This window comes from Kribbella sp. NBC_01510, from assembly GCF_045040325.1.
Classification (GTDB): Bacteria; Actinomycetota; Actinomycetes; order Propionibacteriales; family Kribbellaceae; genus Kribbella.
The window spans coordinates 7,541,932-7,564,293 of sequence record NZ_CP109418.1 but is presented as its reverse complement, the minus strand read 5'-3'; the positions used below and the strand labels follow the sequence as shown (position 1 = coordinate 7,564,293).

At 69.9% G+C, this 22,362-nt stretch carries 21 protein-coding genes; 17 read left to right on the top strand and 4 right to left on the bottom strand.

Going from position 1 to position 22,362, the window contains the following annotated elements; all coding sequences use genetic code 11:
• Positions 1-2: 2 nt before the first annotated feature.
• Genes OG558_RS37130 through OG558_RS37120 form a run of 3 tightly spaced genes read right to left on the bottom strand, consistent with a single transcriptional unit; the run spans position 3 to position 3,717 of the window.
• Complete coding sequence (locus OG558_RS37130) at positions 3-1,001, bottom strand: ABC transporter permease (RefSeq protein WP_405067184.1); 999 nt, start codon at positions 999-1,001, stop codon at positions 3-5.
• A gap of 39 nt (positions 1,002-1,040) precedes the next feature.
• On the bottom strand, positions 1,041-2,753 hold the full coding sequence (locus OG558_RS37125) for an ABC transporter substrate-binding protein (protein ID WP_405067183.1): 1,713 nt from the start codon (positions 2,751-2,753) through the stop codon (positions 1,041-1,043).
• Positions 2,754-2,784: 31 nt separating this feature from the next.
• The gene (locus tag OG558_RS37120; protein WP_405067182.1) at positions 2,785-3,717 is read right to left on the bottom strand and encodes an ROK family protein; all 933 of its coding nucleotides are present in this window, start codon (positions 3,715-3,717) and stop codon (positions 2,785-2,787) included.
• Positions 3,718-3,838: 121 nt separating this feature from the next.
• On the opposite strand from OG558_RS37120, the gene OG558_RS37115 reads away from it, so the two are divergent.
• Positions 3,839-5,056 carry an ROK family transcriptional regulator gene (locus tag OG558_RS37115; RefSeq protein ID WP_329476444.1) on the top strand — a complete coding sequence of 406 codons (1,218 nt, stop codon included), beginning with the start codon at positions 3,839-3,841 and terminating at the stop codon, positions 5,054-5,056.
• Between the two features lie 100 nt (positions 5,057-5,156).
• A complete protein-coding gene (locus OG558_RS37110) occupies positions 5,157-5,576 on the top strand; it encodes a hypothetical protein (RefSeq protein ID WP_405067181.1) in 420 nt (139 codons plus the stop codon).
• On the opposite strand, the gene OG558_RS37105 is transcribed toward OG558_RS37110, so the two are convergent.
• Positions 5,565-6,062 (bottom strand): helix-turn-helix domain-containing protein, encoded by a 498-nt coding sequence (locus OG558_RS37105; protein WP_329476446.1) that lies wholly within the window; start codon positions 6,060-6,062, stop codon positions 5,565-5,567. The two genes, OG558_RS37110 and OG558_RS37105, sit on opposite strands and share 12 nt — an antisense overlap.
• A 79-nt stretch (positions 6,063-6,141) precedes the next feature.
• Between OG558_RS37105 and OG558_RS37100 the strand changes: the two genes are divergently transcribed.
• The 15 genes from OG558_RS37100 (at position 6,142) to OG558_RS37030 (ending at position 22,361) form a co-directional block, all read left to right on the top strand.
• Positions 6,142-6,597, top strand: coding sequence for a nuclear transport factor 2 family protein (locus OG558_RS37100; RefSeq protein ID WP_405067180.1), 456 nt, complete (start codon positions 6,142-6,144; stop codon positions 6,595-6,597).
• A gap of 98 nt (positions 6,598-6,695) precedes the next feature.
• On the top strand, positions 6,696-7,430 hold the full coding sequence (locus tag OG558_RS37095; RefSeq protein WP_405067179.1) for a BTAD domain-containing putative transcriptional regulator: 735 nt from the start codon (positions 6,696-6,698) through the stop codon (positions 7,428-7,430).
• Between the two features lie 95 nt (positions 7,431-7,525).
• Positions 7,526-8,254 carry a hypothetical protein gene (locus OG558_RS37090; RefSeq protein ID WP_405067178.1) on the top strand — a complete coding sequence of 243 codons (729 nt, stop codon included), beginning with the start codon at positions 7,526-7,528 and terminating at the stop codon, positions 8,252-8,254.
• A 42-nt stretch (positions 8,255-8,296) separates the two neighbouring features.
• Complete coding sequence (locus tag OG558_RS37085) at positions 8,297-9,487, top strand: hypothetical protein (protein ID WP_405067177.1); 1,191 nt, start codon at positions 8,297-8,299, stop codon at positions 9,485-9,487.
• A gap of 13 nt (positions 9,488-9,500) precedes the next feature.
• Positions 9,501-9,947 carry a hypothetical protein gene (locus OG558_RS37080; RefSeq protein WP_329476451.1) on the top strand — a complete coding sequence of 149 codons (447 nt, stop codon included), beginning with the start codon at positions 9,501-9,503 and terminating at the stop codon, positions 9,945-9,947.
• A 22-nt stretch (positions 9,948-9,969) separates the two neighbouring features.
• Positions 9,970-10,200, top strand: coding sequence for a hypothetical protein (locus tag OG558_RS37075; protein WP_329476452.1), 231 nt, complete (start codon positions 9,970-9,972; stop codon positions 10,198-10,200).
• On the top strand, positions 10,197-13,046 hold the full coding sequence (locus OG558_RS37070; RefSeq protein WP_405067176.1) for a hypothetical protein: 2,850 nt from the start codon (positions 10,197-10,199) through the stop codon (positions 13,044-13,046). The genes OG558_RS37075 and OG558_RS37070 overlap by 4 nt, the downstream gene beginning before the upstream one ends.
• Positions 13,043-14,719 (top strand): hypothetical protein, encoded by a 1,677-nt coding sequence (locus tag OG558_RS37065; protein ID WP_405067175.1) that lies wholly within the window; start codon positions 13,043-13,045, stop codon positions 14,717-14,719. Before OG558_RS37070 ends, OG558_RS37065 begins: the two co-directional genes overlap by 4 nt.
• Positions 14,716-15,210, top strand: a complete 495-nt coding sequence (locus OG558_RS37060) for a hypothetical protein (protein ID WP_405067173.1) — start codon at positions 14,716-14,718, stop codon at positions 15,208-15,210. Before OG558_RS37065 ends, OG558_RS37060 begins: the two co-directional genes overlap by 4 nt.
• A 9-nt stretch (positions 15,211-15,219) precedes the next feature.
• Positions 15,220-15,777: a hypothetical protein gene (locus tag OG558_RS37055; RefSeq protein WP_405067172.1), complete on the top strand. Its 558-nt coding sequence runs from the start codon at positions 15,220-15,222 to the stop codon at positions 15,775-15,777.
• A complete protein-coding gene (locus OG558_RS37050) occupies positions 15,774-17,783 on the top strand; it encodes a hypothetical protein (protein ID WP_405067171.1) in 2,010 nt (669 codons plus the stop codon). Before OG558_RS37055 ends, OG558_RS37050 begins: the two co-directional genes overlap by 4 nt.
• Positions 17,783-18,133 carry a hypothetical protein gene (locus OG558_RS37045; protein WP_405067170.1) on the top strand — a complete coding sequence of 117 codons (351 nt, stop codon included), beginning with the start codon at positions 17,783-17,785 and terminating at the stop codon, positions 18,131-18,133. Before OG558_RS37050 ends, OG558_RS37045 begins: the two co-directional genes overlap by 1 nt.
• Positions 18,134-18,140: 7 nt before the next feature.
• Positions 18,141-18,662: a hypothetical protein gene (locus OG558_RS37040; RefSeq protein WP_405067169.1), complete on the top strand. Its 522-nt coding sequence runs from the start codon at positions 18,141-18,143 to the stop codon at positions 18,660-18,662.
• Positions 18,659-20,128: a hypothetical protein gene (locus OG558_RS37035; protein ID WP_405067168.1), complete on the top strand. Its 1,470-nt coding sequence runs from the start codon at positions 18,659-18,661 to the stop codon at positions 20,126-20,128. Before OG558_RS37040 ends, OG558_RS37035 begins: the two co-directional genes overlap by 4 nt.
• 7 nt (positions 20,129-20,135) lie before the next feature.
• Positions 20,136-22,361, top strand: a complete 2,226-nt coding sequence (locus OG558_RS37030) for a hypothetical protein (protein ID WP_405067167.1) — start codon at positions 20,136-20,138, stop codon at positions 22,359-22,361.
• Position 22,362 lies beyond the last annotated feature (1 nt).

The following is a 22,362-nucleotide window of genomic DNA, read 5'->3' as shown; positions in this document are numbered from 1 at the left end:
AATCAACCCTTCGTCCGGGCTCGCGGGTCGAGCAGGAACACCGCGAAGTCGCAGAGCAGGACACAGATCAGCACGGCCAGCGTCACCAGCAGGAACAGCGCCTGCAGCAGTGGGTAGTCCGTGCTCACGGTGGCGTTGTAGAACATGTAACCCAGGCCGGGGTAGTTGAACACGTACTCGACCAGGATCGTGCCGGAGATGACGAAGCCGAGCGACATCGCGAACCCGGACAGATTGGGCAGGAATGCGTTCCGGCCGGCGTACCCGAACATGATCTTCCGGCTCGGGATTCCCTTGGCCCGGGCCATCCGGACGTAGTCCTCGGCCAGCGTGGTGACCATGTTGTTGCGCATGGTCAGGATCCAGCCACCGATCGCGGTGATCAGGATGGTTCCGGCCGGCAGGATGCCGTGCTTGAGCACGCTGCCGATGAACTCGGGGTTGAAGCCCGGCGTCAACCCCTGATCGTAGTTGAAGTCGTTGGGCAGGACCGGATGGCTGCCGATCGCGAACAACGAGATGAACAGCAGCGCGACCCAGAAGTACGGCAGCGCCGACGTCACGATGAAGAGCGGCGGCACGACCCCGTCGATCAGCCCGCCGCGACGCCAGCCGGCGATCGTGCCGATGAACGTGCCGATGAGGAACGCCAGGATGGTTGCGATGCCGACGAGGCCGACCGTCCACGGCAACGCGCTGCCGATCAGCGTGGTCACCGGGACACCGAGGCTGCTGCCGATCGACACGCCCCAGTGCCCGGTCACCATCGCCTTGAGGTACTCGATGTACTGCAGTGCGAGGTTCTTGTTCGGATCGAACCCGAACTCGGCCAGGACGGTCTGCAACTGCTCTGCCGTGACGACCGCGCCGCCCTTGCTGAGCCGCTGCCGCAGTGCCTCCTCGGGACTGCCGGGCATCATCCGCGGGATGAAGAAGTTCAGCGTCATCGCTGCCCAGAGAGTGAGCACGAAGAACCCGAGACGACGTATCAGGTACCGCACGACCACCAGCTCCTCGAGCTCACTCTCACGAACGATTCCTTACTTCTGGGCCGACTTGGAGTACAGGTTCGTCAGGACCTGTCCGACGTCGGGGATGTTGTACGGCGCGGGCTGGGCGTAGGGGTCGTCCTGCGTCGGCCAGCCCTGCAGGTCCTTGGTGTTGTACTGGTACCAGTCGACCGACTCGGTGGTCGGGATGATCGGCACGTCCTTGATCATGTAGCCCGAGATCTGCTTGATCAGCTTGACCTGCGTGTCCGGGTCGGCGCTCGCGTACTGGTCGAACAGCTTGTCCACCTCGGGGTTGCTGTACCGCGAGTAGTTGCTGTTCGCCTGCTTGCCGATCGGCGCCGTGTTCTTCGAGTACAGCAGTTGCCGCAGCTCGTAGTACGGCGTGGGGCCGCCGGACAGGCTGGAGTAGGCGAGGTCGTAGTCACCGGTGTAGAGCTTCTGGTTGTACGACTGCTGCTGCAGGTCCTGGATGCTCAGCTCGACCCCGACGGCTGCGAGTTGCTGCTTGACGACCGCGAGGGACGCATCCCAGTCGGTGTAGCCGGTGACCGTGATGACGCTGAGCTTGAGCGGGTTGGACGACGAGTAGCCCGCGCTCTGCAGGAGCTGCTTGGCCTTGTCCGGGTTCGGCTTGTCGTAGCCGGCGGCGGTGACCGCGTCCTTGTCGTAGTACTTGTCGAACGTCGGCGTGACGACGCCGCTCTGGTTCGCGGCCGGCTGGTAGCCGCTCTCACCGATCTTCGAGATCTGCTCGCGGTCGAGTGCGTACGCGAGCGCCTGCCGGACCGCCAGCTTGCTGGTCGCCGGGCGGGACGGATCGTTGTTCGGGACGAGTGCCACGTTCGCGGTCGGCGGGAACCAGTAGTTGTTGTCCGGCGACTTGGACTTGTAGAAGTTGTCGATGTTCGGGATGTACTGACCGCCCCACTGGGCCTTGCCGCTGGCCAGGTCGAGGTTGGCCGGGTTGTTGTCCAGGTACGCCGGGTATTGGACCTTCTCCACGTACGGCTTGCCCGGCTGCCAGTAGCTGCCATTGGCAACGTAGGAGATGTTGTTGCTGGTGCAGGACTCGACCGTGAACGCCCCGGTGCCGACCGGTTTCGTGTTCGGCCAGGTGGCCGGCTTGGCCGCCGCTTCACCGGTGGACCAGATGTGCTTCGGCACGATGCCGACCTGGTTGGCGAAGTTGAAGAAGTACGGCTCGGCCGCGCCCTTGAACTTCATCGTGACCTTGTTGCCGGCCGCGGTGACGCTGGTCAGCCCGGCACCGGTCCACAACGCGTAGAGGTCCAGGGCCGGCTGCTGCTTCATCAGGTTGAACGTGTAGACCACGTCGTCGGCGCTGAAGGGCTGGCCATCGCTCCACTTCACCCCGTCGCGGATGGTGAAGACGATCGAGTCCTTGGCCGGCGACCAGGTGAAGTCGCTGGCCAGCATGGGCGTGGTGGCACCGGCCTTGAGCACGTTGACGAACGTCAGCGGCTCGTAGACGAAGCCGAGTGCCACCTGGTTGACCGACGGGTTGAACGGGTTGAACTGGCACGGCCAGGTCTGCCCGCCCACGTTGGCGATCGTGACGGTGCCGCCCTTCTTGAACTGCCCTGCGCCGTTGCTCGCCGAGGACGACGGGTTGTTGCTGGACGACGCGCTCCCGACCGGCTTGTCACCGCCCCCACAGCCCGCGGCGGCCAGTACGCCGACCGCGATCGCCGTGCCGGCGATCCGTTTGATGCCCCTCATCGTCTCTGCCTTTCACTCCTCGAACTGATGGTCATGCGAATGCCTCCGCGCCGAGAACCGCACCCGCGGCCTCGACACCGAGGGCGAGTGCCCCCACCAGCGGCGCGTCCGAAGGGAATCGGGCCACTGTCAGCTCCGGTGGGAAGGGGACTGCCGCGTCGAGTGCCCGGCGCAGCTCAGGGGCGATCCGGTCCCACGCACCGACCAGTCCGCCACCGACGACGATCCGGACCGGGTCGATGGCGATCGCCAGGTTGACGACATGCATCGCCAGTTCGCGATGGAACTCCGCCGCGAGTACAGCGGCGTCCGGCTGTGTCGATGCCATCGCGAAGACATCGGCCGCCGTGACCGGTCGGCCCAGCCGGGCGCTACCGGTTGTCTCGAGTGCCTGGCCACTGACGACATGTTCCAGGATCGTGCGCTCGTCGGCACTGATCCAAACGTCGGCGGCCGAGCGCAAGTTGTAGCCGACCTCGCCGGACGCGCCGTGCGCCCCGGAGATCACGGTGCCACCGGCAACGATCGCGGTCGCGAGACCGGTGCCGAGATTGAGGTAGAGGCCCGGATCGCAGCCGGTCAGCGCGCCCCACCGCAGCTCGGCCGCGGCGGCCGCCTTCACGTCCGTCCCGAGCCGGACCGGGATGCCGGGGAAGGCGTCGCGGACCAGTTGCCCGAACGGCAGCTCACCCCAGCCGGGAAAGGTGGGTGCGAGCTCGACGCGGTCGTCGTACGGGATGCCGAGGGTGGCCGCGCCGACACCGGCGAGCTCCTGGCCGGGCGCGACGTCGGTCAGCAGGTCGCGGCCCGCGCTCAGACCGCGCTCCATCGCCGCCGCTGCTCCGGCCTCGGCCAGGGTGTCGAGCTTCGTGACACCGAGACGCCGGCCGGACAAGTCGCCGACGGCAACGGCGATCTTGGTCCCACCGAAGTCGAGTCCGAGGACGACCGGCGGACGAATCATGGACTGGCAACTCCTCGTCCCGACCAATAGAATCGATAGGAAACTAACTTAACAATCACCGTTGGCACAAGGGCTAACTGTGACTGCTGCTCGAAGCGTTATGGACGCAAAGGGGGTCGACGTGACGGTAGTCGCCGGAGGTGCCTCCGCGGCGCGCCCGCAACTGATCCGAGCGATCAACGAGCAGGTCCTGCTGGAGCACATCCGGCGGTCCGGTCCGGTATCGCGGACCGAACTCTCCCAGCTCTCCGGGCTGTCCAAGCCGACGGTGTCGGCGGCGCTGACCACGATCGAGCGCGCCGGGCTGGTGCACGCGACCGGTCAGCGGACAGGCGTGCCCGGGCCGGCTGCGCGCCTGTATGAGGTGCGGCCGGAGGGAGGGTTCGTGCTCGGGCTCGATGTCGGGCGGGAGTTCCTGCGTGGCGCGATCGCTGACCTGGCCGGGAACACCCGCTGCCGGTTGAACGTGCGGACCAAGGCCGCGGACGCGATGGCGCGGATCCAGGAGCTCTCGGACCTGGCGGCGACGCTCGCGGCCGATGCGGGGATCACGGCCGGGCAGTTGACCCAAACCGTGATCGGCAGCCCCGGTGTGTACGACGCCCGGCTCGACGCGTTGACCCTGACCGGGCGACTGTCCGGGTGGGACTCGCCGGCGACGCTGACCGCGCTGCGTGATCGCTTCGGGCCGTCGCTGATGATCGAGAACGACGTGGACGCAGCCGCGCTGGCGGAGCGGGTGCACGGCCACGGCCGGGACGTCGACAGCTTCGCGTTCGTTTCGGTCGGCACCGGGATCGGGATGGGGCTGGTGCTGGACGGCAAACTCCGGCACGGTTCACACGGGGTGGCCGGCGAGATCGGTTATCTGCCGTTCACCGAGGGCAGCGGAAGTGATCAGCGGGACGCTCGCAAGCGAGGCGGCTTCGACGCGTCGGCCTCAGCGGCAGCCGTGGTCCGGGCCGCGCGACGGGCCGGAGTGCGCGGGGCGGTGTCGGCCGAGAAGGTCTTCGCGGCGGCGGCGCGCGGCGATGCGGTCGCGGCCGGGGTGGTGGCCGAGGAGGCACTCCTCGTGGCGAAGGCGGTGTGCACCGTCATCACGGTCGTCGATCCCGAGCTGATCGTGCTGGGTGGCGGGATCGGCCAGGCGCCCGGCTTCCTCGAAGCCGTCGTCAACCAGGTCCGCATGCTCGCGCCGGTCGTTCCGGAGGTGAAGGCCAGCGTGCTGGGCACCGAGACGGTCGTGGCCGGTTGTGTCGCGGCCGGCCTCGACCGAGCCTGGCAACGCCTGGTTGGGGAACTGGCGGTCCGGGCCGAGACAGCTCCGAACCTGGGTTGACCTTCGGCCGGGCGACGTCTCGTACCAGCGATCGAATCCATCCATCGCTGGTACGAACCCACGTCGGCGTCGTCCCCGGGCAGGCAACTAGGCTGGCGGCGTGGGCGATCAGGCGAACTGGCGTGCGGAACGGCGCGAGGCGGCCGCTGCGCAGGCCGCCGCGCTGGAGCGCCGGAAGGCCGGCGAGTCGGTGCAGGCGCGGGAACTGCTGGTCGGCTTCGTCAAGGAGATGCGGGCGCGGGGTGTGGAGCCCGAGCCGCTGCGAGCCCAGGTCGTGGGTTCGGGGGCGAGCTATCGGACCGGTGTCATCGGCTGGTATCTCCGTCGCAACCGCTCGTTGGGTGTCGACGTCGACGCCAACTTCTACATCCTCGGCGTTCCCGCCAGCCTGAAGTCCCGCCTCGCGGGCGTCGACATCCTTCCCTCCGACCCACCGCTCGTCGTCGGCCAGGGCGCCCGGGACGGCGAATCCATGCCGCTCAAGGAGCTGCTCCGCCTCCGGCTCGCATCAACGGCCTGAGAGAACTGTCGCGATCAGCGCGGTCCCCCGCGCTGTCCGACCCCCCGGTCCGGCCGACGGCGTGACGTCCTCAGCGGTCAGTGCGTCGCCGCACTCCGAGCAGCAAACCGTGGCCGTGGTGACCTTCCCACAGGTGGCGTGCGTGAAGGTCAGCGGCTGACCCGCGGGTGGCGTCGCCCAGCGATCACCCCAGGCGGTGAGCGTGAGGAGGATCGGCACGAGTTCCCGCCCGGCCTCGGTCAGCTCGTAGGCGTAACGGACCGGATTCTGCCGGTACGGCGTACGCACGACGAGGCCACCGTCCATCAGCGTGTTGAGCCGGTCGGTGAGGAGATTGCGGGAGATCCCGAGATCGGTGACGAACTGGTCGAAGCGGTCCAGACCTAGGTAGAGGTCGCGTAGCACCAGGGGCGTCCACCAGTCGCCGATGAGTTCGAGGGACTGGGCGAGCGAGCAGTGCATCGAGGCGAAGCTGGTGTTCCGCATGTCACCACTCTAGTCAGTTGCGTTATTGAACTCACTATCTCTACGGTGGAGGCGACGACCGACGAGGGGAGACCGGGGCATGTACCACCGGATCGTGGCGATGCAGGTGCGGAACGCCTTCGCCCAGATCAGCGCGGGGAACTGGGAGGCCATGGTGGCCGGGATGGCGCCGGCGTTCACCTACCGGTTCTACGGTGACCACGCGCTGTCCGGCGAGCGGCACACGCACGACGCGCTCCGGCGCTGGTGGGAGCGTTGTTTCCGGTTGCTGCCGAACACCACCTTCGACGTCGAGGACATCCTGGTCGCCGGCTGGCCGTGGAACACCCGCGTGGCCACCGCCGTCACCGTCAACGTCGGCGTGGTCGACGGTTCGCGCTACCAGAACGTCGTCCACCAGTTCCTCCGGATCCGCTGGGGCAAGATCACCGAGGTCCGCACGCTGGAGGACACCGCCGTCCTCCAGAAGACCCTCGACCGCCTGGCCGCCGCCGGCTACGCAGAGGCGCACGCCGCCCCGATCACCGACCAGTGATGTTGCTGACGGCAACCAAACGCCGGGGGCTGTACCGCGGGCCGGTGGAGGTCTAACCTCGGAGAGGGCAATCTGATTGCGCACGTCGGGGGGACGCGATGGCGCTGCGGACGGGCATGCCGGTGATGCGGCTTGCGCTGTTGAGAGGTTTCGCACTCTGTGCGGACGGCCGCACACTCACCCTGCCACAGAACGCCGAACGGCTGCTGACGTTCCTCGCGCTGAACGGCGGGACGCTGCGGCGCGACTACGTCGCCGGATCATTGTGGCCGGAGTCGGCCGAGGGCAATGCCGCCGCCAACCTGCGGACGGCGGTCTGGCGGATCCAGCAGGCCGGTGGTCGCGTACTCGACGCCACCCGGACCCGGCTGCACCTGGCCGAGGTCGTCGCGGTCGACGTCCTCGAGGCAACCGCCCTGGCGCTGTCCGTGGAGAGCCGGGCGGCGCCGGACGCCGGCGCCGAACTCCTGGATCTGCTGGACTCCGAGCTCCTGCCCGATTGGTACGAGGAGTGGCTGCCCCCGTATCGGGAGCGGTGGCGGCAGACCAGACTCCACTCGCTCGAGAGCCTGGCGTTGCGGATGGCGCGGGCAGGTCGATTCGCTGTCGCGGTCGACGCCGCGCTGGCCGCCGTACGGGCCGAGCCGCTGCGGGAGAGCGCGAACCGGTGCCTGATCCAGGTCCACCTCGCCGAAGGCAACGTCTACGAGGCGCGGCGGGTGCTGGAGCTGCATCGGCAGGCGATCCGGGCCGACCTCGGGATCGAGCCATCGGCGCAACTGGTCGCGCTGGTCAGCGGTTCACGGCACAACGGAGCGTTGACGATGCGATGACGCAGGGCGAGGACCGTTGACCCAAGGGGCGTGACCGGACGTCCCGGGACGGCTGGGGGGACCAGCATGGGCATCGAGCGGCGAGCCGGCCGGGCGTGATGGATCCAGCCGACCAGGTCCTGCTGCGGCTCGCCGACCCCGCTGCCCGCCCGACACTCCTGGACGCCGACGCGCTGCTCCAGCTGGCCGTCACCTGCTACGCCGTCGACCCCGCGGCCGTGACCGGCCCGACGACGGCTGTCTACGACCGGTTCGACCTCGCGGTCGCGCTGCCGGTGGAGACCTCCCTCTCCGCCCGGCTGATGCGCGCCGGTGACGCACTCCCCTGGGACGTCACCGCGGCTTGGGACACCGGCCGGCCACCCACCCCGGGTGCGGACGCTGTCATGGTGGGCAGCCTGGCCGTCCGTACCGCGGGGGTGGGTGGGCTGATCGAGGCCGTCGACGTGACCGAAGTCCCGGTCACCGGGAACTTCACCGCCGCACTCGGTGTCACCCTGCAGCTGAGCGCGCCCCCGAACGGCGAGGGAGGCGCACCACCTCTCCTCCTGCCGGTCGTGGTCGCGTTCCTGGTCGATGACGGGACCTCCCCGCGCGACCTGCTGCGCGCCACCGCCGCCGCCCGCCGGGTCGCTCGTTCCTACCCCTCACCGTCGCCCCCTGACGATGCACCGGCCCGCCGCGCCGATCGTGCCGTCTGCTGGCTCGTGCCCGCGGCGACCTTCGAGGACGACGGCTGGCCCGGCGGTACGACGGCGGACGCGCGGCTGGCCGCGGCGCGTGCCTGGCTCGGCCCGCAGGGCATCGCCGTCGTCGTCACCTGAGCATCCGACCGCACCACCCACCCCGAAACTCCGGAGGACTGCATGAGCACCCTGGTGCAACCGGCGTACCCGTACGTGAACGTGACCATCGACACCAGTGCCCTGGTCCCCACCGCACAACGCAACCCCGGCGTGGTCGCCGTCGTCGGCAACGCGGCGGCCGGCGCGTCCGCGCCGGCCGCGACCCCGGTCGAGGTCACCGACCACGCGTCGATCATGAGCTCCTTCGCCAGTGGTACGACGGCCAACGCGCTGACCCGGAGCCTGGACCTCGTCCTCGCCCAGGACCCACGGCCGAGCAAGGTGTACGGCGTACGCACGGCGACCGACGATGCCTACGCCGAGGCGCTGGCCGGTCTCGACGCCGCGGACGACGTCACGTTCGTCGCGCTCGCGGACGAGACCACGGTCGGTACGGCGACCAGCGGCGCGACCGCGGCCACCGGGCTGATGGCGCTGAAGGAGCACGTCGAGACCGCGTCGGCCGCCGGCAGCAAACGGATCGCGGTCGCGATGATCGACCCGGCCACACCGCGGTCGGCGACCTACGTCACGGACGTCCTGGCCACCGACGATCCCTTGCGCAGCGACTCCGGCCGGATGGTCCTGGTCGCCGCCCGCGGAGCGACTCTCGACCCGACCAGTACGACGGCCACCGCCGACGCCGCCGCGGCCGTGATGGGGGCGATCGCCGGGTACCCGCCGGGGACCAGTGTCGTCCTCAAACAGGTCCGTGGCTTCACGATGCCGGTGACCACTCAATACACGCCGGCCGAGATCACCGGGCTGGCCGGGCAGGGCGTCATCCCGCTCGTCGATCCCGCGCTGATCCCCGGCTCCGGTCTGTACCTTGGCGACGGCGGGCTGTTCTCCAGTGACGCGGCCCGCAACTACGTCGACCTGCTGACGCTGCTCGACCAGCTCGAGTTCTCGCTGCGGGCCGGGCTGATCGGGGCGATCGGCGACACCTCGATCACCAAGGCCGGGCTGACCGCGATCCGGGTCCGGATCGAAGGCATCGTCGGACCGTTCGTGGCGTCGGGTGCGATCGACTCGTTCGTGGCCTCGATCCCGCTGCTGGCGATCCTGTCGATCCCCGAGAACGCCCGGTCCGCCGCCGACACCGCCCGGCTGGTGACCGCGCGCCAGACCCGCCAGGTCGACGTGACGCTGCTGGCCGAGATCGCGTCGATCATCCATCAGCTCGACGTCATTCTGAAGCCGCATTTCTGAGGCAGGAGCAGCGATGACCATCACGCAGTCCGACTGGAAGACCAGGCTGGGCGTCCGGATCACCGTCGACGGGAACGAGACCCGGGTCTTCCTCGCGCAGTCCTACGTCCCGACGTTCGGGACCAGTGCCGAACCGCTGCACTCGATCGAGCGCACCCACGTGGGAGTGGTCGCGACACCACAGTCGCTGACCTTCACGCTGTCGGTCACCGCGATCGGGCCCGCCGCGGCCGAGCTCACCGCGCTCGCGTTGCGCGGTGACCCGTTCGAGATCGTGCTGCTCGAGCAGGAGGGCGATGACTGGTCGTTCTCCACGATCGTGCTGTCGCAGTGCTACATCACCAGCGCCGCGCCCGGTTCGGCCACCGTCAGCGGCGCGCCGGTCGCGACCTTCTCCGGCTTCTCGCTCGCCGCCGCCGTCACCGACACCGCCGGCTCGACCACGAAGGCACCGCAGTAAGTACAGACCAGGGGGAGTCGTGATGCAGGAGCCGCGAATCACCGAGCGCACCGGCCTGGTGGTCGTCAGCGCGGGTGAGCTGGTGATACCCGGGCCGGACAGCAAGGCCGTCCTGGCGCGGATCCAGGACGACGGGCTCGTGCTCGAGTTCCCGGTCGAGGTGGAGATCCGGATCGTCCCCGCATGCGATCCCGAGGACCACGTGAACATGACGCTGGCCCAACTCACGGCGGCCCTGGAGGCGCTGTCGTGACGACGGTCCGGATGCCCGTCCGGGTGCGGGTCGAGGTCACCGAGGACAGGGTCGACGACGACCTCGTGTGGCTGGTCACGGACGCCGTCGACGCTGCCCTCGGCCGGGCCGTCGACCGGGCGCTGACCGTGCGGATCGTCAGCGAGGCAATGGATTGCCGGGCCGCGCCGACCGCGATCTGCTTCAGTGGCGATCCACTGCCCGGCCGGGTGGCCGGTGCGCTGGAGGAGTCGTTGCTGACCAGCGTCGACCTCGCAGTCGCTCGGCTGTCCCGGCGTACGACGACCGCCGGAGACGAGCCGGACGAGTCCGGCGAGGGCGAGGTCCGGGACGACGATCGCGTCCAGCTCGGTGCGGCCGGTGATGCCTACCTGGTCCCGTACTACGACCAGAACGCGGCCCACATCAGTATGCGATTGGACGGTCTGCCGCGAGACCGCGATACGTCCGCCGGCCGGAGACCACGGCGGCGGCTGTCCAGATTCCAGAACTCCGCTCAGGTGTGGGCCGAGGTCGTTCGGCGCTCCGGTGGCGCACCGCCGGACTCGATCGCCGTCGTCGGCGCGCCCGCTTCCGGGGAGGGCGCTTTCGTGGCGTTCTTCGCGTTCGACGGCGAGCGCGCCCGGCAGCTGGACGGCATGCGGCTGCAGGTCTGGGACTTCAAGAGTGGAGACCGCCAAGCCCAGCTCACGGACAACATCGGCCTCGTGAGCGCGGATCAGTGGAGTCTCTACGGCCAGGCCAGTGGAGCGGCGCAGGTGTTCGACCTATTCGTCGAGGCGATGATGGTCGAGTTGCGGCAGGAGGCCGGCGGTGGCGGTGACCAGGCAGAGCTGAGACGACAGGCCGAGCGCAAGATCAAGCGGCTTCCGGACTGGGCCCGGGTCAAGGAGACGCTGTATCTCTACCAATTGACGGCGGACGGCAGCCCGGTCTGGATCGGCGCGGCCGACCCGCGGCTACCGCGCGGACCGGTCGACGTCCTGGTGCTCAGTGAGGACGACCCGGACACCCCGAAGGACACGTACGGCAAGTGTCCGCCGCTCAACGCCGACGAGCCCTTCAGCTGGCTGGGGATGTTCGGTCTCCTGCACGACTCTCCGTCCACGCCGGACACTCCATTCCTCGGCGAGCAGGACATCGCGCTGTGGCCGCACCACATCTCCGTCCGGCTGAGCCACAAGGTGGCGGAGGTCGCGGGCCTGTTGCACATGTCGCCGGGCAACTATGTCGGCGGCTTCCTGATCGCGGCGATGGTGCACATCGACCGCAGTTGCCGGACCCTCGTGCGCAATCACGCACCGATGGCGCCGCAGTTGCGGAACATGGCAGCCGCCTTCGGGGCGATCAAGGACCTGGAGCGCGAGTACATCACCCACATGCTCAGCCAGGACGACAAGCATCGCTTGCGATGCCCGATCGCCGGCCACGCCGCCGAGTGGGTGGCCGCCTTCGCAGGCGTCTTCGGCTCGGCCCGTGACGACGCGGTGGCCTCGATGTTCGTCACCCAGTGCCAGGACGTGCTCCTGCAAGTGCTCCTCGCCAGCGGCGACGAACTCAGCAAGCGCGCCCAGAACTTCAAGTCGTACATGGCGATGACGCGGGTGCTGCTCACCGTCATGCTCGCGGACCTGCCCGAGCTGATGAGGTTGCGGCAGGCGCTGCTCGAGGAGCTACAGCGGGAGCGGGTGATGGCCATAGGCATCCCCGGGGGACTCACCGCCGGGTGGATCGCCATGACCGGGCAGGTGATCGGCTCTCTCACCCCGGACCCCGACGCGCCTGAGCCCAAGGCCGGGACCGTCGCTCCGTTCAAGAACGGCCCGAAGGTGTACGACGGCAAGGGGCGCTGGTGGACCCTGGCCGAGCTGGACGCTGTGCTCTCGGCCGAGCGCCAGCAGGTGACGGCGATCGATCCTGTCCTGGACAAGGTGCCCGAGGTCGAAGACCTGGTCGAGCAGCTGAGGGCGGCACAGGTGCTGGACGCCTATGCGTCGACCGCTGCCGGCCACGCCCTCACCACGGCGGTCGACGACATCTTCAAGAGCCTGCTCACCGACCTGATCAAGGAGAACGAGCACTGGCAGCGCAAGGCGGCCGCCGACCGGAAGTATGCCTTCGGCCTGGCCAACTTCAGCCCTGACGACAAGGGTGCCGAGACCGACATCGGCGCCAAGCTGTCCGGTATCCACAAGATCGCCGCCGAACGGCTCCGGCCGGCTTTCACCGATGAGGAGGCCTACGTTACTGGAATGGCGCGGCTCGCCGAGACGGAGATCGGCAAGGCCGAACTGTTCGAGATCCTCAACCTGGTCGGAATGACCGTGCTGGCCGTCGTCTGCGCACCGCTCGCGTTCGCGGTCGGCGCGGTCCAGGCCGTCGAAGGACTGGAGACCGCATTCGAGCACCGCGACCTGCAGCGCGCGATGCTGGACGCCGACGACATTCTGTCGAAGGCGCAGGTCGAGGCCGAGATGTGGGCGGCGGTCATCAACGCCGCGCTCACCGTGCTGCCCGAGATCCCGTCCGCGGTCCGCGGCGCCCGGAGCGCCGGGAGTTCGCTGATCAAGCGGGAGGCGACCGAGGCGGCGGTGGCCGCCACCCAGCAGGCGATGCGCAATATCGCGAAGCGGCTGGCCGAGCTGAGTCTGGAGCACTTCACGGTCGAGTTCACCAAGCAGCTGACGCAGGGCTACCTGATCAACCTGGCGCTCTCGAAGGCGATGAACCGGATCACCGACGCGGTCGCCCACCAGGTGGCCGTCACCGGCGAGGCCACGATCGGCGACCTGGGTGGCGTGCTGGACCTGGCGATCGAAGGGTCGCCGGAGGGAGGGACACCGTGAACTTCCTCCGCGGTACCAAGTTCGAGGCGCAGATCCGGTTGAACCTGAAGGGACACCCCGTGGTCGAGGCCTTCGCCGCCCGGTTCGACGTACCGCACGAGCGGGCGCAGCACGTGGTCATCGAGTCCGTGATCGACGCGATGGAGCTGCTGGGTTCGGAGTACGTGATGAAGATGAACCGCGTCGTCGGCCGGATGACCCAGCTGCGCGAGGCCATCCACTTCGTCTACGAGCGGGTGCTGACCGGATCGCTCGAGGACATCGACACCGAGGGGATGGGGCAGAACTTCGCCGACCTGCGCGCGGAGACCCGGAAGCTGGTCGATCCGAAGACGTGGGCCGAGACCGAAGGCGCCGCGCTCCCTCCGCTCCCGCCGCTGCCGCATACGCCGCCACCCGGTGTCACGATCGAACCCATCAGGCCGCCGGTGACCACCGAGCCGGCCGTCCCCGCCACGCGGCAACGTGGCCGGCGTCGCCACGAGCCGCAGTACCCCGGCGCTCGTCCCGGCCTCGCCGACCGGCCGACCCGCGCACCGCGCAAGGGCGACCTCATCCCGGGGCGCGGCGGGAAGAGATGGGGCGAACAGATCGCCACGATCACGAAGGAGATCGACGCCGAGGGCCTGCTGTGGCACTGGCCTGACCTGAAGGACGACGTCGTCCTGCACTTCCCCGAGTACGGCTACCGGGTCTGGAAGGAGCATGGCACCGGAGCGGTCGTCGAGGAGTTGCTGACCGGCCCGAGTGTGACGAAGGGCCGGGGGCTGACTCGGGGCGAGGACGTCTTGTTCACCGCCGGGGACGTGAGCGAGGCGTACCGCGCGGCGAAGACGGAGCGCGCGCACGGTGCCGCGTCACCCGGCCTCGGCCTGGACGCGCCGTACGGCGTCGCCCACGCGGTACGGCGGATCAACCAGTGGCTGGAGAGGAGCGGGGTCGAGCTGTGGGCGCGCAGATTGCGCGACAACGCCGAGCCTGGGGTCGAGTACCTGTGGACCACGCGAACGCAGAAGCGCGGACAGACGCTGGCAAACCGTGAGTACGCCCTCAGCGCGGTCGTCGACGGGCAGATCCACGAGCTGTACATCTTCGAGACCAGCGTGCCGGCCGGCTCCCCGCCGAGCGATACCAACGTCGACTTCACGCTGGTCGGGGCCTCACCGGCCGCGGAGGTGTACGGCGCGCCGGTGACGCGGAAGAGCCGGGCAGCGATCGAGTCCGCGGCGCAGTCGGGAACTGACAGCCGGCACTTGATCGAACGGGTCGAGCCGCCGAAGGTCCTGGTCGAAGCACTCGGCCGGACCTCGCGGACGACGCAGGACCTCGCGCATCCCGCCGTACAGCGGACCGGTGAGCGGCTCGACAACCTCGCGACGCTGCTCGAAGGAAAGGAAGTGGAGCGACCCGGACGGACGGAGCTGGTCGGCGCGAAGTTGCTGAAGCGCGCGTTCGAATCCGAGGACAGCCATCTGATCGAGGCGATCGACGCGCTGACCAACGTCGTCCAGGATCTCCAGCGCGACATCACGACGGGTCCTGCCGATCCGGCCCGGCTCGCCCGGATCGACGCCGTGGTCAAGGCGTTCCACGATCGCGCCGCTCGCTGGACCGACAAGGTGACCGCCGCGGACGTCCTCGCACTCATCCGCCAGCTCAAGGCACTGCGATGACGAGCAGCTTCGCGCCGTACCTGCACACCCCGAGCGCGGTGTTGTTCGACGGAGTCGTGCCGGTGCCACTGTGGGCGGTGACCCAGTTGTCGATCGATTCGACGTTCTCGGTCCCGGCGATCGGTGGGACGAGCCGACGGGTCGCCCTGCCCGCGCACGACGACTCCATCGGTCTCAGCGCGGTCCTGATCGGGCCGTTGCGGATGGGGTGGAAGACGGCGCTGGAGAACATCGCGGAGGCGAGCCGCTACGGCACTGTGCTGTCCCCGAAGACCGGCGGTCTCGGCACTGGGCTGGTTCTGGTCTCGAGCGCGACCGTGCGGACCAACCTGGCCGTCCAGTCGCTGTCGTTCAGCTTCACGGCAGCTCGCCGGGACACCATCGACGTAACCATGCGGCTGGTCCACCTGCCGCCCCCGGGCAGCCTCACCCGGCTCATCGATGTCACTGCGATCGGGGTCGGCGCACTCACCGACGTCCTGCCGTTCTGAGGCCGCCGGATGACACATCTCCCCGCCTTCGTGACCCGGCCGCTCGTCGACGCGTACGCCGACGCGCTCGGGCCGGATGTGTTCCCACCGCCAGGCTTCCCGGCCGGCACGGTGGTCGAGTCCGGGCTGACCGACGGCGTACCGCTCCGGGTCGTGCTAGACGCATCCCGCACGCTCGTGCTCGCCGTACCGGTCGGGGCCGCCCGCGTCCTGCTCGACGCGGATCCGCTGACCGTCGTCTGGGACGACCTCACCGCCGGTACGTCGTTCGAGCGGACGCCCGTCGATCTGCCGCGGCCACGGCTCACCCTCGTGGTCGACGAACGGATCGCCGACAGTGCCGTGGTGGTCGAGCACCGGCCGATCCAGCTGGCCGACAACGGCCGCGCGCAAGTGGAGGTAGTCGTCGATCGTCTCGTCGTGACGGCCGCGACCCTGCGTGCACCGGGCGCTTCCGGTAGCCGGCTCGTGCTGCGCTGGCGCGACTTGCTCGTCGCAGCCGACTCCGGCCCGGCGCCGACGCCCCGAGATCCGGCTCTCGACCTGGTACGGAGGAGCGCGCGATGACCACAGGCCTGACCGATCCGCTGGGCGCCGGCAGCCCGAGCCGCGACGTCACTCCGGGAACGCTGCCGACGTGGGCCGTGGTGTTCTTCGACGACCTCGCCGGCCGGTCGCAGCGTCTGACCATCACCGGCGACACGTACGACGGCAGTGTCACCGCCACCCTTCCGGCGGACCTGTCCGGCGGGCGGTACGAGGTGATCGTCGAAGGCCTCACCGACGAGGACTACCAACGCATCAGGCATCCGGCCGGCCAGTCGCTGAACGCCGCGATCCACCTGTGGTGGAAGGATTCCGGCTCCGGCGTGTTCGCGGACCTGACCCGGGCGGCCGGGCTGAGCGACCTGCTGGGCGGCACCACACAGGCCCCGCCGGCCGGCAGTCTCGTCGCGGTGATCCGGGTCGACACCCTGCGCCGGGAGGCGGGGGAGCGGCGCTACAACACGATCATCAGCGGACGCGAACTCGTCTTCGCCCGCCTCGGCGACGCCAAGGTCAGAGGCCTCTGTTACGAGTCGCTCGAGGCGGCCGCCCAGGGCATCGCCCGCGATGCCGGTCTGCAGGTCGTGACGCACGGACTGAAATCACTCACTCCGGCGGCGGACGAGAAGAGTTTCGCCGACATCCGTCCCGGATCGGCGCTCGATGCGCTGCGGACGGTGCGGAACCAGGCCGCCGCGTCCCTCGGCCGGCAGGGCCTGTCCGCCGCCGTCGTCCGGGACGGCGTACTGCACGTAGGGATGTGGACGGCGACCGACGCCGGTACGGCGCGACTCGGAGTCGAGCGCGTGGTCGACACGACGAGCGGCCTGCTGGCCGTGACGCGCGGCGCCGACGCCGAGGTCCCGGCACCGGATTCGACGGACCAGCCGGGCGCCAAGCCGCGCGCGACAGTCACCGCGACGTGCCTCGGCCGCCCCGACGTCAAGCCCGGTGACATCGTGAAGATGCCGCTGCCGCCGGAGGACTTCCCCCAGCTCGCATCCACCGGACGTGGGCTGCCGCTGCTCAACGACCTGGCGGACCTGGTCGGTTCGCGGTCGGACTCGACGCCCGGACAGCCGTGCCTGGTGACCGGCGTGACGCATCGGCTCTCGGTCCGGCAGGGCTTCGTGACCGTCGTCCGGGCGTCAGCGCTGCGAGACGACAAGGACGACGGCTGGGATCCTGTCCCGCCGCCGCGCCACGAGGATGTGCACGCCGAACAGGAATCCGTCCGCGGCAGCGTGCCGGCCGACCAGGCCTCGGGGGCGGCCGGGGCGGTCCGTGGGGTCGCCCGTGCGGTGACGCGCGGCAGCCGGGCCCTGCGCTTCCTGGTCGGTCAGATCCGCGCGCATCCCGCCGAGCCGGGTGGCGGTTCGCCCGCGCAGACGAGCAGCGACCTCTGGTACTCCACTGCGCCGGACGACGGTCAACCGTCGGCTGTACGACGTTTGCCGGTGACTCCCGACGACCACGGCGAACTCCGGCAGGTGCCGGTCGTGACCCCGTTCGCGTACGGCGGGTACGGCCTCGTGCTTCCCCGCTATCCCGGTGAACGCGTGCTGCTCGCGGACACCGGCGGCGGCCGGGACGTCGTCGACCTCGGCAGCGTCTGGGACGACGGCGTCACGCCGCCCGCCGAGCCCGGCGACTGGTGGCTGGTCCTGCCGGTGTCGATCCCCACCGACGATCTTCCGGCCACGGAGAACGCGGCACCACCGAGCTCCGGCGACGCCAGTCACGACCTCATCGACGCCGACGGCCGCCGGGTCGTCGAGGTCAGCGGTCTGACGCTCCGCGTGGCCGACATCCCGCGGCAGTGCACCGAGCGCCCGGATCCGGGCGAGGTCGGCGTCGTCCTGCTCGAGAACACCAAGGACGGGAAGGCGGCCCGGATCGTGCTGCACAACGATGGCACCATCGCGATCACCGGCACCGGGATCACCCTCGACGCCGGCGACGGCGACATCACGCTCAAGGCGGCGGACGTCAAGGTCTCCGTCACCGGCACGATGGACGTGAGCTGATGGCCGGCCCGCTGGTCGTCGTCGATGCCGGCGATCTCACCTGCACACACACCGGGAAGCGGAGTCTGACCGCGCCTGGCACCGTGAAGCTGACCGTCGGCAGCTCGCCGGCGATCCCGCTGACATCCGTGGCCGGCGACGCGGCCTACGCGGACTGCATCTTCAAGGACACCAACGGCGTCGGCCATCCCTGCAAGAGCACCACCGTCACCAGCAAGGGCGCGAAGAAGCTCACCGTCGGCGGTACGCCGGTGCTGCTCGACAGCGACGCGGTGAACTCCGTCAACGACGTACCCGCGACCTTTCCGGCCACGGTCCATCCCGGCCAGTCCAAGCTGAGTGCCTCGTGAGGATGCCATGAGCCCGATCACCTCCAGCACGCCCGACCTGCCGGCGTCCGACGAGACGGTACGGCGCCGCCGGCTGCTCGGCGTCGGTGTCCGGGCCGACCTCGTCGACAACTCGGATCTGGCCCGCGACGTCGGCCTCCGCCGTACGCCGGGTGGCGTCGACCTCGATGTCGTGGAAGGACTCGACGCCCTCACCCAGGATCTCGCCGTCGGCCTCACCTCGCTGCGGGGGAGCGATCCGTTCAACTCGCGCTTCGGCTTCCTCGGGCTCGGGCCGCTGGCCGAGCAGACGTCGCCCGCGATCGCGCGGGAGGCCTTGCGGAGTGCGGTCGCGCAACTGGTCGCCGCCGACCCGCGCGTCCGCCGGATCACCCAGCTGACGGCCGGTACGCCGTCGGCCGGGTCGCGGGCGCTGGAGGTCTCGGTCGCGTTCGAGGCGATCAGCGATGCCGGTGGATCTCTCACCGTGGCCGGACTCGGCCCGGTACCGGACGCCGGACAGCAGGCCAGACAGGAGGACGGACAGTGAGCGACGACACGAGCCTGGACCTCAGCGAGATCCTGGCGGTGGACGACGAGGTGACGCGGTCGACCGGCAGCGACGGGTTCGGCGTCACCGCGGCCGGGTTCCTGCCCAAGCCGTTCACCCGGCTGCTGGCGGAGAAGATCGCGCTGGCCCGCCGGCTGATCGACGAGGACCTCGACCTGTCCAGCGGCAGCGTGCTGCGCAAGCTGCTGGAGGTCAGCGCGCTCGAGGACGCGCGGACCTGGTCCGCTCTCGGCGCGCTCTACGACGACTGCTTCGTCAGCACCGCCCGCGGCCAGGCGCTGGGCGATCTCGGCGCCGAGCTCGGCCTCGACCGGCCTTTCCTGGTGGCGTCCGGCCAGATCACGCTCACCTTGGCCGGCGCGCTGCCGAACGGCGTCGAGCAACTCATGCTCCCGCGCGGCAGCCGGATGAGTACGCCCGGCGGTCACCGGGTGGCCCTCGCCGCGACGACGACACTGTCCCGCCGTACGACGTCATTGCCCGCGGGCGTGGTCAGCTTCGACCCGGGTCCGATCGGCAACCTCGACCCTTCCGTTGCCGATGCCGATGGCAACCATCCGCAGCGGATCGATCGCTGGGAAGTTGCCGATGGCAAACTTGCCGACCTGCTCGCCGCCGACGCGGCGGCCGGACTGCCCGCTGGTGCGTCGGCGGCCGGTCAGGGGCTGGTCCGGATCGCGCACACCGCCGCACTGACCGGCGGTGAACAGCACTGGGACGACGAGCGGTACCGGGCCCTGCTGCTGGCGGCGCCACGGTCGATCTGGTCCGCGGAGGCCATCGCCACGACGGTCTCGCTGCTGCCGGGTGTCCGCCAGGTCAGTGTTCGCGACGGCTGGGGCGGCATCGACCTGTCCCAGTCCGTGTTCGGCGACTTCACCTTCCTGGAGCGGATGTTCGCGATCGACCGTGACCTGGCGTCGCCGTACTTCGTCAGCGTCCTCGTCGCGCCGACGGAAGCAGCCGTGTGGGACGGGCCGAACGGGCTGCAGGCATCCGTCGAAGCCGCCATCCGGGATGTCCGCCCGGTCGGTGTGTTCCCTGACGTGGTCGAGGCCGACCAGGTGTTCGTCGGCGTCCAGGCCGAGATCGTGACGACGGGACTGGCGTTGCCGGCCGGGAGTACGGCGAGCACGAACTCGAGCCCGTCGGCGCTGGCGCTCAAGGGCCGGCTCGCGGAGCGCCTGCATCGCGTCGTCGACCGCCTCCGGCTGGCCGAACCGGTCCGGTCGGCTGCGATCACCGCGGCCCTGATGTCCGAGCCCGGCATCACCGATGTCGTCAACCTCCGGCTCGTCCGGTTCCCACCGCTGGTCGATGCGGCGGGCAGTACGACGGATGGCAGTGACGGCCCGCAGGTCCTCGACGCCGATCAGAACCTCACGCTCGGCGCCGGCCAGATCGCCGTACTGGTCGACGCCCCGGACCTGCTGTCGGTGCGGTGAGGTGACCATGACAGTCCCGCAGACGACGGCCGACTTGCTCGACCAGGTCGCCGAGCCCGGCGCCGGATCGCTGGCAGCGGTCGCCCGTGAGCTCATCGGTCCGCTGGCGGGTGCGACGACACCGGAGCCCTTGCCCTGGGACGGTGTCGCGAACGCGCAGGTGACCGTGCCGGCCGGCAGTCGGTACGCCGTACTGAACGTCACGCTGCTGGTGGACACCGAGCGCGACCGGTGCGTCGTCGTACCGCGGGTTCTTCAGCCGGGGCCGGCTGCGGATCAGCCGGCGGTGACGTTCGAGGTGTGGAGTCAGGCAGGAAGCAGCGTGCCTGCGTACGTCCCGTCGGTGGATGAGTTTGGGGTGGCGCCGCAGCTTCAGCTGTCGGTGTCCGCGACCTTGATTGCCGCGGACGGTACGACGACTCAGCTGCCACCTGCCAAGGTGCGGAATCTGGTGCGGATCGATCTCGTCCAAGGTCTGACCGGCCGCGTGCTCGCCGCAGTCCTCGCGGAGAAGCAGCGGCTGCGGCGATGCGCGCGCGAGGTCGCAGCGATGCGTGTGCTGGCCGATGCGCGCGGGAACGCCCTCGATCGCATCGGGTCCGATCTCGGGTGCCCGCGCTTCGCCGACGAGTTGGTATGGGACGCCGTACGACGGTCTCCGGCAACCCAACCGCTGTCGCCACCAGGCCGCCTCGAGGACGACGCGGAGTACCGGGCGCGGCTCGCGCTGTTGCGGGGCTGGCGACTGCCCACGCCGTCGTGGGGTGAGAGCCTCCTGAACAGCGCACCCGGACCTGGCTTGCCCGCTCCCGTCGAGATCGACGAGACCCGCAACGCGGTCCACGTCGCCTTCCGGCTGGTTGCGCCGGACTCATCGGGCAACAGGGCCACGTTGCTGCAGGCCGTTCGGCAGGTGCACCTGGTCTGGCCCGCCGGCAGCGCCGACGGGGACGCAGCACATCAGGCCCGGCTGCTGCCGCAACGCGTCCAGGATCGGGTGGCGAGGACCCGCGCAGCTCTGGCGCGCTGGGCGCTGCCGGATCACCAACCGCTGGCGCCGGCCTTGGCCGGCGGGCTGGAGTTGCTCGAGACCCGGTGCCGCCAACTTGGTGCGCAACCGTGGACAGCTGTCGTGGCCGGACAGCACGACGATGGCGGGTCGCGGTTCGAGCTCGGTCTCGGCGCGCAGCTGTCGGCACCCGATCCGGCCGCCCTCGATGCCGCGGTCGCCGCCGCGCAGGCGCTGGGCGATCCGGGCCTCGTGCCGCGGCCGCGGTCGGACGATCCGGCCGGCGCGTGGCTGCTCGACGCGTGCGGCTTGCGCACCGCCGAACTGTTGCCGGACGCAACCGTGTTCGTCAGCACACTGCCGATGGGCCCACTCGTCGTCGACCTGACGCCCGGCCCGGACGCGCCACTGCCGCTGACCGCCACGGCGAGCCTCGTGACGTCGACGAACACCGGGTACGACGCGCCGCTGGCCGCTGTGGTCGCGGCGATGGAAGCCCGCCAGCTCACGCCTGTCGACGTGTCGGGTTTGTTGCCGGGAGCACAAGCGGCATCGGTGTTTCCCGACCTGACCCAGCGGCTGGCGCAGGTCGACGTACCGGTTGCCGAGCAGCTCGACGGATTCCGGCGGCAGCTGAGTGCGGTGTCCACGCGGTTGTTCGCGGCGTTCGATCTCGGGCCGGACGGGACCGCGGCGATCACCGCTCACCCCGAACAGGTCGCTGCCGTTCTGACGGCGGCAGCGGCGGCGGGGGCCAGCAGTGTGGTCGCGTTCATCGATGCCAACGGCAACGTCGTACTCGTCTTCGGCGTGACCGGGCTGCCGCTGGCGGGGAGCAACCTGGCCGCGCGACAGACTGTGCTCTACCGCTGGGAGTCACGCGGGCTGGCGGGCAAGGCCGTCCGGCTCGACCCGCGGCGTGGATCGACCACGCAGATCTACGCAGCCGGCGCGGGCATCAGCGTGGTGAGCTGTCTGGCCCACGTCCGCGGACTCGGCAACGACCCGTACGAGTGGAGTCCCGCGCTGCCCGAGGGGGCGCTGCTGACGCTGCGCCAGTACGAGCACCTGATGAACCTGGTCGAGCTGGTGACGCCCGTCGGCGTACGGGCGAACACGTGGGACCTACGCCAGCACCACGTCGACGTGGACGGCTCCGGGACGCCGTTCCCGCTGACCGCCGCCGCAGCCCGGACCTACCGCCACTACCGCACCGTTCGTTGAT